The 13,710-nt window shown below is 56.8% G+C and carries 11 protein-coding genes; 1 reads left to right on the top strand and 10 read right to left on the bottom strand.

The annotated features are described in order from the left end of the window. The first annotated feature begins 88 nt into the window (after positions 1-88). Positions 89-1,171: an AI-2E family transporter gene (locus tag HBN68_RS16615; RefSeq protein ID WP_094995144.1), complete on the top strand. Its 1,083-nt coding sequence runs from the start codon at positions 89-91 to the stop codon at positions 1,169-1,171. On the opposite strand, the gene HBN68_RS16610 is transcribed toward HBN68_RS16615, so the two are convergent. The 10 genes from HBN68_RS16610 to nuoI all read right to left on the bottom strand — a co-directional run bounded on the left by HBN68_RS16610 (position 1,168) and on the right by nuoI (position 13,701). Then, positions 1,168-3,285 carry a TonB-dependent receptor gene (locus HBN68_RS16610; RefSeq protein WP_169965343.1) on the bottom strand — a complete coding sequence of 706 codons (2,118 nt, stop codon included), beginning with the start codon at positions 3,283-3,285 and terminating at the stop codon, positions 1,168-1,170. The two genes, HBN68_RS16615 and HBN68_RS16610, sit on opposite strands and share 4 nt — an antisense overlap. An 85-nt stretch (positions 3,286-3,370) precedes the next feature. Next, positions 3,371-4,327, bottom strand: a complete 957-nt coding sequence (locus HBN68_RS16605; RefSeq protein WP_169965340.1) for a class I SAM-dependent methyltransferase — start codon at positions 4,325-4,327, stop codon at positions 3,371-3,373. A 4-nt stretch (positions 4,328-4,331) separates the two neighbouring features. Continuing rightward, positions 4,332-5,525 (bottom strand): YcaO-like family protein, encoded by a 1,194-nt coding sequence (locus tag HBN68_RS16600; protein WP_262373558.1) that lies wholly within the window; start codon positions 5,523-5,525, stop codon positions 4,332-4,334. Between the two features lie 633 nt (positions 5,526-6,158). After that, a complete protein-coding gene (locus HBN68_RS16595; RefSeq protein WP_169965336.1) occupies positions 6,159-7,010 on the bottom strand; it encodes an alpha/beta fold hydrolase in 852 nt (283 codons plus the stop codon). Positions 7,011-7,431: 421 nt separating this feature from the next. Continuing rightward, positions 7,432-8,901, bottom strand: coding sequence for an NADH-quinone oxidoreductase subunit NuoN (gene nuoN / locus HBN68_RS16590; RefSeq protein ID WP_094992625.1), 1,470 nt, complete (start codon positions 8,899-8,901; stop codon positions 7,432-7,434). A gap of 7 nt (positions 8,902-8,908) precedes the next feature. Beyond that, complete coding sequence (nuoM, locus tag HBN68_RS16585) at positions 8,909-10,441, bottom strand: NADH-quinone oxidoreductase subunit M (protein ID WP_094992624.1); 1,533 nt, start codon at positions 10,439-10,441, stop codon at positions 8,909-8,911. 38 nt (positions 10,442-10,479) lie between these two features. Further along, a complete protein-coding gene (gene nuoL, locus HBN68_RS16580) occupies positions 10,480-12,333 on the bottom strand; it encodes an NADH-quinone oxidoreductase subunit L (protein WP_094992623.1) in 1,854 nt (617 codons plus the stop codon). Then, a complete protein-coding gene (nuoK, locus tag HBN68_RS16575; protein WP_003446970.1) occupies positions 12,330-12,638 on the bottom strand; it encodes an NADH-quinone oxidoreductase subunit NuoK in 309 nt (102 codons plus the stop codon). The genes nuoL and nuoK overlap by 4 nt, the downstream gene beginning before the upstream one ends. 1 nt (position 12,639) lies before the next feature. Continuing rightward, positions 12,640-13,143, bottom strand: a complete 504-nt coding sequence (gene nuoJ / locus HBN68_RS16570) for an NADH-quinone oxidoreductase subunit J (RefSeq protein ID WP_169965334.1) — start codon at positions 13,141-13,143, stop codon at positions 12,640-12,642. 9 nt (positions 13,144-13,152) lie between these two features. Continuing rightward, a complete protein-coding gene (nuoI, locus tag HBN68_RS16565) occupies positions 13,153-13,701 on the bottom strand; it encodes an NADH-quinone oxidoreductase subunit NuoI (RefSeq protein ID WP_016780194.1) in 549 nt (182 codons plus the stop codon). Between the last annotated feature and the right edge of the window lie 9 nt (positions 13,702-13,710).

Below are 13,710 nucleotides of genomic sequence, written 5' to 3'. Positions count from 1 at the left end.
TATGCAGCAACGATGGCACTTGGCAGACGCTTTGCGGACTAAGCTGGCGCTAACCGACGAATGTGCGCCTTACTGACATGGACGGCCTATGAACGAAACAAGCCTGCAACGCAAAACCCTGCTGTTATTGTTGGCCTTGGTCACAATTGCTTTTATCTGGATCTTGTTGCCGTTCTACGGTGCGATTTTCTGGGCAGTCGCTCTGGGGATTCTGTTCGCCCCCTTACAACGCAAATTAGTGCTTAAGTTCAAGGGGCGGCGCAACCTGGCGACATTTGCCACCCTGGGCATCTGTACCGTGATTGCCATTTTGCCGGTCATCATCACCACCGCCTTGCTGGTACAGGAAGTGGCCATGCTCTACAACGACGTGCAGAGCGGCAAGATCAACGTCGCCAGCTACGTCATGCAGTTCAAAGACATCTTGCCGATGAATGTACAGAATTGGCTTGATCGCTTTGGTCTGGGCAATATCGCCGGTTTGAGTGAGAAAGTGTCCAAAGGCGCTTTGGAAGGCAGTCAGTTCTTTGCCACCCAAGTCTTCAGTTTTGGTCAGAGTACTTTCGAACTGGTGGTGAGTTTTTTCATCATGCTGTACCTGTTGTATTTCTTTATCCGTGATGGCCAGCAGATGGTGCGCACCATTCGCAATGCAGTTCCGCTGGCGGAGCAGCAGAAGCGTTTGCTGCAGCTCAAACTGCGTCGCGTGGTGCGGGCTTCGGTCAAGGGCAACCTGGCGGTTGCGATCACACAGGGCGCTCTGGGCGGACTGATGTTTTGGTTCCTGGGTATCCACAGCTCATTGTTCTGGGCAGTGTTGATGATGTTTCTCTCTCTGCTGCCCGCCGTGGGCGCCGGGATCGTCTGGGCTCCCGTGGCCATTTACTTTCTGGTGACAGGTCAGGTATGGGAGGGGGTGGTACTGGCGCTGTATGGGGTTTTGGTGATTGGCATGGTGGATAACGTGCTGCGCCCGATTCTGGTCGGCAAAGACACCAAAATGCCGGACTTCTTGATCCTGATCTCCACCTTGGGCGGTATGGCCATTTTTGGTCTCAATGGCTTTGTAATCGGGCCGTTGATCGCAGCCCTTTTTCTCTCCAGCTGGGGGCTGTTCAGCGGGACGCGCCGCAAAGTGCGACTGCCCGCCGACATTCAGCCACGCAACTAGCGCAAGTTGTATGACACCCCGACGTAGGCGCCCATGCCTTCGCCGGGGGTCGAGCGCGCGGCGTCCTTGCCGTTGTCGTCATACCCAGGGGTGACGGTAGCGGCATAGCGCTGGCGTGTCAGGTTGCGCAGGTCTAGCCAGGTTTGCCAGTCTTTCTTGGGTGAGGCATACCCGAATGTTGTTCCCCACAGCATGTAGGAAGAGGTGTGATACGAATTGGCGTAATCCACGGCCATGCGCGAGGCCACTTGCGTATTGACCCCGGCGTAGAACCCTTGCGCATGGTCGTAGCGAACCTCGGCCTGATAGTAGTGACGGGGAATGCTGGGCAACGCGTTACTGCCAAAACGTTCATCATTGCGGTAGTGGAAATCACTGAAGGTGTATGCCTGGCGCAACGAGACGTTGCCAATACCGTCTTTTTCCCACAACAGACTGTTGAGTCCGGCCTCAATCCCTTGGTGGACGGTTGGGCTGGCATTGGATTCGCCGATAATTGGCGCTTGAGTGGCGGTTGCAGCTTGCGTCTCGACACTGAGTAGTTCATGCCGAATGGCCGAGTAATACCAGGCGAGATCCCATTGACCAAACCAGGCATCACCCCGGCTCCCCAACTCAAGAGTGGTGGCTGTTTGATTGTGTAAAGCGACAGGTGTGCTTTGACGACCAGTGGCCGGGCCATTATTGACAGGAAACGTAAAAGGCGAGCCCCAGATCATCGACCAGGGATGCGGCGGCTCGACGGAGCGACTCACATTGCCATACACCTGCAACGCGGGATTGAACGCGTAACGCAGGCCGACACGTGGCGCGTAATCCCAATCATGCTGGCTGACCTTGCCGCCGCTGTCCGGATAGCTCACGTCGCTCTCACGGCGGGTGTAGATCAGGGCCATGCCAGTGGTGAGCCATAGATCGGGCATCAGCTCCAGGTCATTGCCGGCGTGCAGCACCGTGTCCGAACCCTGGTAACTGAAGTCGCGCATCTTTGTGCCCGCAGGATACGCCGCGGTGTTTCCCGCAGGAATTCGCACGTATTCCGATGCCCCGCTATTGGGCAGGTGCTTGGTGCTACGCAAGCCCACGGTTGTCTTGCTTTCCAGCCCGAACACGGTGTCACGGCGTTTGTAGTTCAAAGTGCCGCTGACATCGGTATACGCGACTTTCAGCCGGTTAGGGCCTTCACGCAGGTCCATCGGGTAGTCGTGGTACACCAGTCCGGTTTCAAGCTGCGAGTCGTCGTCCAGGTACATCGTCGTTTTGTTGGCGAACCAGGTACTTCCCGGTTGAGGACGGCTGTAATCTCCCTTGACATAAGCAGGGTTGGCCGAGCGTGGATGATGCTTGATCAGGTCTTTGGTAACACGGCCTGCCAGTTGGTTATCAGTCTCGCGATAGCGCAAATAAAAACGCGTCTCCAGTTGCGGGTTGAAGCGATAACCGACATTGGCCGCAACGCCTTTGCTGCTACCCCGGGTATGGTCTTGATAACCGTCGGTAGTGGCGTCATTCAGGGAGATGTAGTAATCAAGATCGCCCAGTACTTGCCCTGAGCTGAGCTGACGTTTTTGATAACCGTAGCTGCCTGTTTCATAACGCACCTGCAGCGGGGTCGCGTCGTAGCCGGTGCGGGTGACGTAGTTGATTGAGCCGCCCAAGGCCAGTGCACCGGTGTCAAACCCATTGGCGCCGCGCAGGACTTCGGCGCGGCTGAGCCATAACGGTTCAAACAATTCATAAGGGCTGCCACCGGGGCCTGTCAGCGGCAGCCCGTCAAACATCACATACAGTCCCGAGCCGTGGGCGCCCGGCGCGCGATTAAGGCCGGAACCGCGCACTGAAACCTTGGCACCGTCGTTGCCCGATGACTGTGCATAGACGCCAGGCTGGTACGCGAGCACGTCGGTATTGCTGCTCGTACGGCCGGTTTCAACGGTGTTCAAATCAATCACATTGCTGGCGCCGGGGACTTCATTCATCCGGGCTCGGGCCAGGTCCAGCTCGCTGCTTTCTTGACTGCGTACTTGCACCTCTCCCAGCTCAAGTGTCTCTGCGAGGGCTGAAGAAGCACAGGCAAGGGCCAAAGGCAGCAGTGCAAAGCGGATAGAACGCATGAATGACAGGTCCAGGGTTGGGCGGGCGGCGCGCAAGCCTATACAAGGCGAGAATCGCTCGCAACTGCCAAACTGGCCTAATGTGTTAGTCCACAGGCGATTGCAATACATAGCACTCGAACAACTCCAGGTGATCCGGCCGAGCGGCCAAGGAAGAGATGAGCTTCAGTCCAGTCGCATGTGCCCAATACCGGATGTTGGGCAGCACCGGGGTATGCCCGAACACGATGGCCATTGCGCCGTGTTTCAAGTGCTTCAACAGCATCATTAGCAACTGTTGCGCGTGGTCTCTGCTCATCACCTCGGCATTCAGGAAGCGCAGAAATAAAACATCGCATTCGGCTGTGGGCTGAGGCGCTTCTTGTGCAGCACGATGGTGAAACTGCAGATTGGGTAATCGATGACGGGTGCGCGCTTGCGCCACCATGCTTAACGAGCAGTCGGCGCCCACACAACGGGTGTGGGGCAACGCACTGGCCATGGACGCTATGAATGCGCCGGTGGAACATGCCGGGTCGAGCAGTCGGGCGCCGGGCTTGAGTCGACTTTGCAGCAAGGCGGTGCAATGGTCTCGAAAGTGTCGTTCATCCTCATTCAGTGTCTGGGCCAGTGTTTCGCTAAAGCGCCAGTGTTCTTCATGCATGACGTACTCCTGTGCATGGCTATCAAGGACGGGGAAGGGAAAGTACAGCTCGCTGCCCGTCAGGTTGGGCGCTCGCTGAAAGAGCTGTGTCTTTTCTGCTTCGCCTGCCGTGATGAACTGCACAGTGACGCCATGGCTCCCGTAAACAATGCGGGTAAAACGCCCGAGCAACATGGAGGGCCGGATCAGGCTGGACAGGTGCTGTCGGCCGCCGAAGGCCGTTGTCAGCGTTTTGCGGCCTACCCAGAGCGAGTCCTCGATATTGAGCATAAACACGTTGTTCAGCCCGGGACCAAGGGGTTCTGTCCACGACGCGTGTTGATGCACCGTCATGCTGCAGAGCGTGTGTATCTGCTGCTGGACGTGCTGCTCGCGGTGTACGGTCAGGGCATGAGTCATGGCATCACCTGACACACTCATTGAGCGCCTGTCCCCGGGCTTGGGGAATGACAACGTTGCCGGTGCTCACAATATAAAAACGCTCAAGCCCCGGGATCACGACGTTGGCCAGGGTGGTACCCCTGTCCGTTTGATAGAGGGTGCTGATACCCAGTTCGCGGTTGTGCGCGCGTACATCACGGGCGATGACGTGGATCTGCTCGTCCAGCGTGCCTGGGGCGCCGTGCATTGGCAGCGCGACCAGTTGCTGGCGGGTATGCATCATCAGGTCGTCTATATCCAGGCGCAGGCAGCGCTGCAGGCGAGGAAACGCAGCTAAATGGCGCATTTGCAAGTCGATATGTTGCGCTGTGTCGGCGCGGGTTGCCGCCAAACGGACTTGCACGAGTTCGGTAAGTGCGCGAGCTGCCGCATGGGACGCACTTAATGACGTGCCGCAGCCGAAAAGGGTGATGGGCTGGTTACCGGAGTGGGTGAAAGCCATACAGGTGGTGACGCAAAACTCACTGCTGATGTCGAGCAGAATGACTTCTGCATGCAACTCTGTCTCAGCTTCCTGCCAAAGGTTGCAGAGAGGGTGGTGTGCCTGCGGGCGTTGGATCCTGCGCAGTGGCCGGTCGTGCCGGTAGTAAAAATGGCTGAGCAGAAAGAGTGAGAGTGCATCGCGCTCCAGGCATTCATTGATGGCGTGCAGAGCTGCTTCCTGGTAGGTGGCGCCAATGGCGATGCCGCTGTTGCTGAAGTAGCGGCGTATACCTGCGTAATCAAATGTGTCGCCTGCCAACGGCCTGCCGGGGTAGTCAGGCAAGCTAAAAGCGATCGGGTAATAGAAGGACGCTGTGTCGAGAGGGCTGTGGTAAAGGCGGCTGGCGATGCTGGCCTCAGTATGTTGAATGACGCTATCCAGAAGACTGTCGTCGTGAAAGATACCGTCGCGCGTGAAACGATTTGCAGGACGCAATTCAACCCCGGCGTGCATCTCGTGATGCTCGCTCAGGTAATGTTCCAATGCTTCATAGTGGGCTCCTACCAAGGCGCTGTCAGCGTAGCCTTTTCCGGAACCGGCCCCCTGATGCCCTGAGTTGGCGTCACTCAGCATCACGCGAGTGTTCACAATGCGCTCTCCGAGTGTACGAACGGAGCAGGCCAGCCCGAGGCAGTTCAGCTCTTGAAGCACTCTTGCATACGCCTCGGGCAAAGAAAGCTCACGTTCGTCAGGAGGAATTAATGTCGTCATGGGAGAGTCCGGTGTAAGGAGGGAAGTCAGAAACGTTCCCTCCTTACGGAGTTAGTCAGCGTGGAGTTCTTCTTTCTCGGCATCGGACAATTCAAGTTGATCGATAAGCTGCTGCTCGGTCTGGGAGTCCAGTGTGTCTGCATCAGGCAGTGCCTGGGTGTTCATAGCCATGTGGTAGCCCATATTGAAAACCTGCTTTAAGTGGATTGAAATTTAATTGAAATATTGAGTTGGCTTAGGCGTCCTAAGCGCGCTTTTAATTTAGTTGCCTGTATTCTTGGCTGTCAATGAACGCAGTTTCAACTTGCGCGAGCGAATTAATATTTTGGTACATGTTTATTTTTGTTCGGTGCTATTCACTGTTCAGTTGGTGTGGGAAGGCGCTGGAATGCGGGTGTGCCCGGCGTTTAATAATACGGAGGCGTGAACTTGAGTGTAGGTACAAGGGTGAGTGTGTGAGGTGTTTATTGTAGGGCTGTCAATAGAGTGCTTTTTTACAGTCAGGGCGTTTTTTTAAGTTGTGTAGGGCACATCACTCATTTCAGGAATTAAGCGAGAGTTCGACGCGATAGGCAGTATTTTCTTACTAAAGCCTTATGGGGCGAGTGTTTGTCGGATGTGGCTCAGTAAGGTGGGCTCAAGTGCATTGTGGCCTGCCTTGACCAGCAAGCTTGGGCCGCTCGAGCGCTCTTGCAGCCAGTGCATGCTCAGCAATCCGCATGGGTCGTCTATTCCCTGAATGAGGGTCGTGTTGGGGCCGATTCGAAGGTTCAGGTCCTCAGGGGTGAAGAAATAGCGGTTGAGGTGATAGTGCAGTTCGAGACGGATGGAGGCGATGGCCGAGCTGTCTACAAAGTCATCCAGTTGCTCATCGGACATGATCCCTGCGAGATGGGCCTTGCTCCAGTTGAGCGCTGCAGCGCGGCGGACTTCATGGCTATCTGTGCACAGCGCCTTGTAGGTTTGGTTGAGGGTCACGCCTACATCGGGTAAACGTTCAAGGGTTTGCTCGAGTATCCGTTCATAGGCACTAAACACTTTTTCTTCAGGTGCAAATACCGACGCAGCAACGCACCGGTTAACGCGATGCTTGAACCGGTGCTGATATTTCAGAGCCAGCCAACTGCCCCATGACACCCCGAGCACGCTGATGCGTTCAAATCCAAAGTAATGGCGCAGAGCGTCTATGTCTTGAACCAGTGCATTCGTATTGTTATCCGTCAATCGCCCTTGGGGCGTTGAGCGCCCGCAGCCCCGTTGATCAAATAAAACGACATCAACGTGCTTAAGATCAAAGAACAGCAGATGTTTTTCATTACAGCTTCCGCCGGGTCCGCCGTGAATAAAGAAAACGGGTTCGCCGCCGAGGTTTCCATGTCGTTCCCAATACAACTGGTGGCCATCGGTCGTTGAGTAATAACCGCTGGACTGGTGAAGAGTCTGCATGGGTCATTTTCCTTTGGTGTTTAAAAAGTCGGTGCGCAGTTCTATTTATTATTTCTAAGGCAGGAAGCTCGCGAGGAAGCGAATGTATGAGGGATAAAAATACCTGTCAATGCACCGTGTTTTTCAGTTTTGTAATAAGTGTTTGATAATTTGTATGTGCGGGAAGGGGACGTATAGAGGCGCAGGCTGCTGTCGTTGCTGAGTGTTTCGCAAGATATAAACAGCAGAGGGGAAAGCAGTGCCAATGGCTAAGCGTGGGTGAATTAACAGTGTGTAGGTAAGTATCAATATCGAGTCTTTGGCAATCAATATTCAGAACTATTTTGGCATTACCCAACTCGCGGGCTGTTTATAAACAGCTGATAAAAAAATACCCCGTGTAAGCCAGGCTTTCACGGGGTAGCGGGTCGAGCGAGAGGGGTTAGCCCAGCAAGCCCAGGGTGGCGCGTTGTACCAGTTCCAGCATCGGCTGAGGGTAAACACCCAGCACGAAGACCAATACCGACACAGCGAGCAACATCACGCCGCCTGCTTGCTGTTCCCAATTGAGCGGAGCATCGTGGCGATGCAGTTTCGGTTCAACAAGGTACAGAGTGACCATCACACGCAGGTAGTAGAAGACGCCGATGGCACTGCCTAGGATCAGGGAAGCCACCAGCCACCATTGCTGCGCCTGAACACCGGTAGCAATGATGTAGAACTTGCCGATGAAGCCTGCGGTCAGGGGAATACCGGCCAGCGACAGCATCATCACCGTCAGTACGGCGGTCATGTACGGACGGCGCCAGAACAGGCCGCGGTATTCATACAGGGCGTCCGCGTCACGGCCTTTGTAAGGCGAGGACATCAATGTGATCACACCGAACGCACCCAGACTGGTGAGTACGTAGGTGATCAGGTAGACGCCGATGGCTTCCATGGCCATGCCTTTACTGGCGACCAGAGCAATCAGAAGGTAGCCGAAGTGGGCGATGGACGAATAACCCAGCAGACGCTTGAGGTTGGTTTGCGTGAGTGCCAGCAAGTTACCGAACAGGATCGAGGCAATCGCGATCACGGTCAGTACGTCGCTCATGACGCCGGTGGTGGCGGCAGGAGAGATCTGGAACAACCGTACCATCACAGCAAATACCGCGACTTTCGAAGCGGTCGCCAAAAACGCCGCTACGGGCGCCGGAGCGCCTTCGTACACGTCCGGCGTCCAGAGGTGGAAAGGCACCAGCGACAGCTTGAACGCCAGACCGACCAGCATCATCCCCAAACCGAGCTGCGCGATGGCACTCGGAGCACCGGTAGCGGCCAACGCATGGCCGATGCCGCTGAAGCTCAGGCTGCCGGCTTCTGCGTAGAGCAAGGCCATACCAAACAACAGGAACGCTGAACCGGCGGCCGACAGCACCATGTATTTGATGCCGGCTTCCAGTGAACGTTTGTTGAAAAAGGCATAGGCCACGAGCCCGTAGACAGGGACCGAGAGCAGTTCCAGACCGATGAACAGGCCTGCCAGGTGTTGTGCGCTGACCAGTACCAGACCGCCCGACGCTGCCAGCAGCATCAATAAGTAAAGCTCTTCGCGGTTGCCCGGGTAACCTGTACCGCCTTCACCCAGATAGGCATGCGCAAGTGTCACGCAGGCCAGGGTCGCGACCAGGATCAGCCCGATATACAGGTAAGCAAAGTTGTCCAGCATCAACAGCGGAGTGACGGCCAATGGAGCGACTTTCAACGCCGGGAAGATCGACAGCAGTGCCAGGTTGAGACCCGCTACCGAGAGCAGGAAGGTCTGTGAGTGGTTGCGGCGCCACGCGATTGCCAGCATCACCACAACGAGGGTGATGCTGGTAATCAACAGTGGAGCAAGCGCGATAAAGTGTTGGATCGTGAATTCCATAGCGCTCTTACCGGGCCGAAGCGAGTTGAGTGAAGGCGGTGCCGAGCCATTGCTGCACGCCATTCATGGTCGCAGCAGAGGTGTCGAGGAACGGTTGCGGGTACACGCCGATGAAAATCAGCAGTACCGCCAGACCGAGCACCATGATCATTTCACGTGCGTCCATGCCGGCCAGTACGGCGTCCGACTTGGAAGGGCCGAAGTAGGCGCGGTGAATCATGATCAACGAGTAGACCGAGCCAAACACCAGGCCGGTCGTGGCAATCGCCGTGACCCAAGGGAAGCTGGCAAACGAGCCAATCAGGATCAGGAACTCGCCGACAAAGTTACCGGTGCCCGGCAAGCCCAGCGACGCGGCAGCAAAGAACAGGCTAATGGCCGGCAGGTAGGCGATCTTCGACCACAAACCGCCCATTTCACGCATGTCACGGGTGTGCAGGCGCTCGTACAGCTGACCGCTGAGAATAAACAGCGCCGCCGCCGATACACCGTGCGCCAGCATCTGGATCACAGCGCCTTGCAGAGCCAGCAGGCTGCCGGAGTAAATCCCGATCAGTACGAAGCCCATGTGGGAAACACTGGAAAAAGCGATCAGACGCTTGATGTCGGTTTGTGCGAAAGCGAGGAATGCGCCGTAGAAAATCCCGATCAGACCCAGGGTCATGGCAATCGGCGCGAATTCGGCCGAAGCGTTCGGGAACAGGGGCAGGGCGAAACGCAGCAAACCATACGCCGCGGTTTTCAGCAAGATACCGGCCAGGTCGACCGAGCCTGCAGTCGGCGCTTGTGCGTGAGCATCCGGTAACCAGGAGTGAAACGGTACAACCGGCAGTTTCACGGCAAAGGCAATAAAGAAGCCGAGCATCAGAATGTACTCGGTAGTGAGTGACATCTTGGTTTTCAGCAACTCGGCATAGCTGAAGGTCAGCACGCCGGTTTCATTGAAGTTGACCAGCACCAGACCGAGGATCGCCACCAGCATGATCAGGCCGGAAGCCTGAGTGAAGATGAAGAACTTGGTCGCTGCGTAAATGCGGGTTTTCTTACCGTCCGATGAACTGTGACCCCAGAGCGCGATGAGGAAGTACATCGGCACCAGCATCATTTCCCAGAAGAAGAAGAACATGAACAGGTCGATGGCGAGGAACACGCCGACCACACCGCCCAGGATCCACATCAAGTTCAGGTGGAAGAAGCCCACGTGACGCTGGATTTCTTTCCAGGAGCACAAGACCGACAGCACACCGAGCAAGCCGGTGAGCAAGATCATCAGCAGGGACAGGCCATCGAGCGCCAAGTGCACGCTGATGCCGAAGCGTTCGATCCAGGTGTGCTGGAACTCAAGCGCCCAGGCCGGGGCTGCGCCCGGGTTAGGTGCCAAGTGGTAGTCCCCGTGCGCCCACAGCCAGAGGCCGAGCGCAAGTTCAAGGGACATGGTCAGCAACGCAATCCAGCGTGGCAAGGTGGCGCCGAAGCGCTCACCCAGCCAGCACAGCAGGCCGCCGATAAAGGGGATCAGGATTAGCCAAGGCAGAATCATGACGGGCTCAATTCCTTTCGCAATGTCGAAGGTTCATATCAGACCGCTACCAGTACGATGGCGCCCATGACCAGTACCGCACCGGCAGCCATGGAAGCAGCGTACCAACGCAGTTGACCGGTTTCGCTGCGGCTCAGGGCGTTGTGCCCGGCCTTGGCCATCTTCGGTACCAGACCGATGGTCTGATCCAGAGGGTCTTTGCGCAGCAGGCGGCAGATCAACAGGTACGGTTTGACGAACAGTTTGTCGTACAGCCAGTCGAAGCCCCATGCAGCAAACCACCAGGCCGACAGGAAGCGACCAATACCGCTGTTGGCCACAGCCGTCACGAAACGACGCTTGCCCAGGTAAAGCAGGGCGGCCAGCAGGATACCCGCCAATGCGATGGCACCCGAGGCGATTTCCAGGCTGTGCTTGGCTTCGCCGCCGGCATGGCCAACGCTTTGTGGCAGTACACCCGCCAGTGGAGGCGTGATCATGGCGCCGATAAAGGTCGACAGGACGATCAGTACACTCAGTGGCAGCCAGTACGACACACCATGGCCTGCATGGGCTTGTGTCTTGGCTTCACCGTGGAAGGTGATGAAGATCAGACGGAAGGTGTACAGCGAGGTCATGAAGGCACCCACCAGACCGGCGTACAGCAACTCGTTGTTGCCGCTGGCGAATGCTTCCCAAAGAATTTCGTCTTTGGAGTAGAAGCCTGCGGTCAGCAGAGGCAGTGCAGACAAGGCCGCGCCGCCGACGATGAAGCTGATGTAAGCCAGTGGCAGTTTCTTCCACAGGCCGCCCATCTTGAAGATGTTCTGCTCGTGGTGGCAGGCGACAATCACCGCACCCGAAGCAAGGAACAGCAATGCCTTGAAGAAGGCGTGGGTCATCAGGTGGAAAATCGCGCCATCCCATGCACCTACGCCCAAGGCGAGGAACATGTAGCCGATCTGGCTCATGGTAGAGTAGGCGAGGATACGTTTGATGTCGGTTTGCACCAGTGCCGCAAAACCGGCCAGTACCAGTGTCACACCTCCCACGATGCCCACCAGATGCAGCACTTCAGGCGCCAGTGTGAACAGGCCGTGGGTACGCGCGATCAGGTAAACACCTGCGGTCACCATGGTAGCGGCGTGAATCAGTGCCGACACCGGCGTCGGGCCGGCCATGGCGTCTGCCAGCCAGGTTTGCAGGGGCAGCTGCGCCGATTTACCGACCGCACCACCCAGCAGCATCAGGGTCGCCAGTACAATCCAGAAATCGCCGGCCTGGAACTTGAGCGGTGCCTGAACTAGCAGCTCCTGAATGTTCAACGTGCCCAATTGCTGGAACAAAATGAACAGGCCGATGGCCATGAACACGTCGCCGATGCGGGTCACGATGAACGCTTTGAGTGCGGCGTTACCGTTGTTGCGGTTGCTGTAGTAGAAACCGATCAACAGGTAGGAGCACAGGCCCACGCCTTCCCAGCCGAAGTACACGAACAGCAGGTTATCGGCCAGGATCAGGAACAGCATGCTGGCGATAAACAGGTTGGTGTAAGCGAAGAAGCGCGAGTAGCCGTCTTCACCGCGCATGTACCACGAGGCAAAGATGTGGATCAGGAAGCCTACACCGACCACCACGCCGAGCATGGTGACGGACAGACCGTCCAGGTACAGGGCGAAGTTCGGCTTGAACTCACCCACCGCCATCCACTGCCACAGCACTTGCGTGTAGTGACCGCCTTCAGGCGGCGAGACGTTGAATTGCCAGATCACGTACGCGGCCACAAGGGTCGACAGGCCGATGGAGCCAACGCCGATCAGGGCCGAGAGGTTTTCGCTGAAGCGTCCACGGGAGAACGACAGCAGCAAAAAGCCGATCAGGGGGAATACGAAAGTCAGAAAGAGAAGGTTCATCCGCGCATCTCACTGGCAGCATCGATATCAAGCGTGTGGAAGCGGCGATACAGCTGCAGCAGGATCGCCAGGCCAATACTGGCCTCGGCGGCTGCCAGGGTGATCACCAGAATGAACATGACCTGTCCATCCGGTTGCGCCCAGCGTGCACCGGCAACGATGAACGCCAGTGCAGCAGCGTTCATCATGATTTCCAGACTCATCAATACGAAGAGAATGTTACGGCGAACCATCAGTCCAACCAGACCGAGGCAGAACAGGACGCCTGCTACCGCAAGGCCATGTTCCAAAGGTATTCCAGGCATCTTATTGCTCCTTCGCCTCGTTGCGGCCCAAGTGGAACGCCGTCACCGCTGCTGCAAGCAACAGCATGGAGGCGAGTTCGACCACCAGCAGATACGGGCCGAACAGGCTCACGCCGACGGCTTTTGCATCAATGGTGGTTTGACCGATGGCAGCGCCGCTCTGCTGTGCGAACAGCACGTACAGCAGTTCGGCCAGCAGGATGGCGGACAGAATGCTCGGTCCGATCCATATACCGGGTTTGAGCCAGTGACGCTCCTGCGTCACCGAGGCCGGGCCCTGGTTAAGCATCATCACCACAAACACGAACAGCACCATGATGGCGCCGGCGTAAGCGATCACTTCGAGGACGCCGGCAAAGGGCGCGCCGAGGCTGAAGAAGGTCATCGCCACGGCAATCAGCGAAATAATCAGGTAGAGCAGGGCGTGCACAGGGTTGGTGTTGGTGATCACGCGCAGCGTGGACACGACAGCAACACCCGATGCGAAATAGAAAGCGAATTCCATCGTTCTTCCTTAAGGCAGCAAGCTCTTCACGTTGATCGGCTCGGCTTCGTTCTGAGCAGCGCCTTTCGGCTTGCCTTCAACGGCCATACCCGCAACACGATAGAAGTTGTAGTCAGGGTTCTTGCCGGGACCGGAGATCAGCAGATCTTCTTTCTCGTACACCAGATCCTGACGTTTGAACTCGGCCATTTCGAAATCCGGCGTGAGCTGGATGGCGGTGGTCGGGCAGGCTTCCTCACACAAGCCGCAGAAAATGCAGCGTGAGAAGTTGATGCGGAAAAACTCCGGGTACCAGCGACCATCTTCGGTTTCGGCTTTTTGCAGCGAGATGCAGCCTACCGGACACGCCACGGCGCACAGGTTACAGGCAACACAACGCTCTTCGCCGTCCGGGTCGCGGGTCAGGACAATCCGGCCACGGTAACGCGGTGGCAGGTAGACCGGTTCTTCCGGGTATTGCAGCGTGTCACGCTTGCGGAAGGCATGGCCAAACACCATCACCAGGCTGCGAAGCTGGGTGTAGGTGCCATGCACGATGTCAAACAAGTACTTGAACATGGGTCTCTA

Source organism: Pseudomonas sp. WS 5078, assembly GCF_012985745.1.
Taxonomy (GTDB): Bacteria; Pseudomonadota; Gammaproteobacteria; order Pseudomonadales; family Pseudomonadaceae; genus Aquipseudomonas; species Aquipseudomonas lundensis_A.
The sequence above is the reverse complement of the archived record's forward strand: the minus strand, read 5'-3'. Positions and strand labels throughout refer to the sequence as shown.

Excerpts from the sequence above, each read along its gene's own strand:
- nuoL (WP_094992623.1), bottom strand. The coding sequence starts at position 12,333 with ATGAACCTTCTCTTTCTGACTTTCGTATTCCCCCTGATCGGCTTTTTG.
- HBN68_RS16595 (WP_169965336.1), bottom strand. The coding sequence starts at position 7,010 with ATGCAGACTCTTCACCAGTCCAGCGGTTATTACTCAACGACCGATGGC.
- nuoK (WP_003446970.1), bottom strand. The coding sequence starts at position 12,638 with ATGCCTGGAATACCTTTGGAACATGGCCTTGCGGTAGCAGGCGTCCTG.
- HBN68_RS16615 (WP_094995144.1), top strand. The coding sequence starts at position 89 with ATGAACGAAACAAGCCTGCAACGCAAAACCCTGCTGTTATTGTTGGCC.
- nuoJ (WP_169965334.1), bottom strand. The coding sequence starts at position 13,143 with ATGGAATTCGCTTTCTATTTCGCATCGGGTGTTGCTGTCGTGTCCACG.
- nuoI (WP_016780194.1), bottom strand. The coding sequence starts at position 13,701 with ATGTTCAAGTACTTGTTTGACATCGTGCATGGCACCTACACCCAGCTT.
- HBN68_RS16605 (WP_169965340.1), bottom strand. The coding sequence starts at position 4,327 with ATGACTCATGCCCTGACCGTACACCGCGAGCAGCACGTCCAGCAGCAG.
- nuoN (WP_094992625.1), bottom strand. The coding sequence starts at position 8,901 with ATGGAATTCACGATCCAACACTTTATCGCGCTTGCTCCACTGTTGATT.
- HBN68_RS16610 (WP_169965343.1), bottom strand. The coding sequence starts at position 3,285 with ATGCGTTCTATCCGCTTTGCACTGCTGCCTTTGGCCCTTGCCTGTGCT.
- nuoM (WP_094992624.1), bottom strand. The coding sequence starts at position 10,441 with ATGATTCTGCCTTGGCTAATCCTGATCCCCTTTATCGGCGGCCTGCTG.